1 protein-coding gene is annotated in these 1,897 nt (G+C 36.8%); it reads left to right on the top strand.

What is annotated here, in order from left to right; all coding sequences use genetic code 11:
• Window positions 1–594 precede the first annotated feature (594 nt).
• The gene (locus tag IM793_RS24645; protein ID WP_193426161.1) at window positions 595–1,464 is read left to right on the top strand and encodes a DUF808 domain-containing protein; all 870 of its coding nucleotides are present in this window, start codon (window positions 595–597) and stop codon (window positions 1,462–1,464) included.
• Window positions 1,465–1,897: the final 433 nt, after the last annotated feature.

The raw sequence follows: 1,897 nt of genomic DNA, 5'->3' as shown, positions 1-1,897 counted from the left end.
TGGGGTAAAACGGACAGCAGGACGGAACCCAACCTAGTGGTTACTGCTGTTGCGCTTCAAAAACAGATAAATAGCTATGTAGTGAATGAATTAAGAATTTAGGGAATTATTCCAGCAGATTACGCAGATCGTCGCTGATTTTACATCCTATTTTCCATTTTACATCCCAGGTTAAATAGCCCTGATGGAAGTGAGTACGGAGCCAATTCTTCATTGGCGGAGTAAAACGGACTGCAGGAGGGAACCAAATCTAATGGTTACTGCTGGTGCGCTGCAAATAAGTTCAAAAGAGTTGCTTTTTATCCTTGAGAGCTTACATCGGGTCGGATCCGAATTATCCAAACTGAGGCCAAAAAATGCTCATAATTTTAATAATTATAGATCTATCTAATTTTAAGTTTTAACAATTACAAATTCTTTAGTTTTTTTCGAACAGTTTTAGCTTGTTACTGTTATAAAACCGTGTAATAAATATTACTAACCTTTAACAGAACATAATTGGGATAATTTCATATGTATCGGTTAAAAGATTTGGTGTGTGATCATCTAAATCTAAAAAGGAATTGATATTTTGCAACATTAATAAATTTAGATATGGCTTCGGGTTTTTTTGCAATTTTGGATGATATAAGTGCCTTAATGGATGACGTTGCTGTAACAGCAAAGGTAGCGGCAAAGAAAACGGCTGGTATTTTAGGAGATGATTTAGCCGTAAATGCAGAAAAATCTACAGGTTTTCTTTCTTCCAGAGAGTTGCCGGTGCTATGGGCAATCACCAAGGGATCTTTGGTAAATAAACTAATTATTGTTCCAATTGCCTTGCTGCTCAATGTTTTTTTTCCGATTGCAATTAAAGTAATTCTGATATTGGGTGGCTTATATTTGGCGTATGAAGGGGTAGAAAAAGTTGTTGAATATTTTTTCCATCGTACTAAGCCATCACATGTTGAAGCTAAAGAAGTGATTGAAGAAGGTGATGCAGCAGAAAAGACAAAAATTAGGTCTGCTATTACCACTGATTTTATACTGTCGATAGAAATTGTCATTATAGCACTGGGGAGTGTTTTGGATGAAAAGCTCGCCATTCAGATTATGACCGTTTCGGTGATAGCATTATTGGCCACAATTGGTGTTTACGGAATCGTTGCGCTTATTGTCAGAATGGATGATGCCGGGTACCGTTTGGTGAAAGCCTCCGGCGATAAAGGTATTTTTTCAGTAATCGGAAAAACGCTTGTTAAATCGCTGCCCGTTATCATCAAAATTTTAAGTATTGTAGGAACGGTTGCACTGATATTGGTATCGGGAGGAATCTTTGCACATAATATTGATTTTCTTCATCATATTTTTCCTTCTTTTCCATCAATACTTAGAGAATTCGCTTTTGGATTAATAGTTGGACTGGCTTCGGTTCTTGTTGTAATTGTAGTTAAAAAGATTTTGGTTATTATCAAACATAAGTAAGTCGGAAAGTTAATCCATTCACAAGTATCCGTTTAATATTTCAAAATCAGTCTTCCTACGATTAAACAGGCATATAGCTACTATTTGTCAAATCCTATTTTTGTTTATCATTAAGTTTTCATTGCTGTCTGACAGGTTTAATTTTGCCGTTTTTATTAGTCGCGTGTAAGCGCCGAAAGTTTTTTTCCTGCGATACTATTTATTGATCTTTTTTAGCAAAGCCGTTGTTGTGCTACTATCTAGGTATGTTCCCGCCATACGCTATAGTCCCGATGAAGAATCGGGAGCTGGCGCTGCTGTCGGGTTTAGATGGCCAGTTACTTGCAAAGTTTTAAACGGTTGGGCGTAGAGAAACCTTGGATTCAGACTAGTCGAGATCGCGCTAAACATGTTTCCTTTTAAAAAGTTTTGTCTGGGTCGAATTTTTTTCTTG

The sequence above is a fragment of the Pedobacter sp. MR2016-19 genome (assembly GCF_014947265.1).
Lineage (GTDB): Bacteria > Bacteroidota > Bacteroidia > Sphingobacteriales > Sphingobacteriaceae > Pedobacter.
The sequence above is the reverse complement of the archived record's forward strand: the minus strand, read 5'-3'. Positions and strand labels throughout refer to the sequence as shown.

What these genes read in the sequence shown, in the direction of transcription:
- IM793_RS24645 (WP_193426161.1), top strand. Translation starts at nt 595, where the DNA reads ATGGCTTCGGGTTTTTTTGCAATTTTGGATGATATAAGTGCCTTAATG.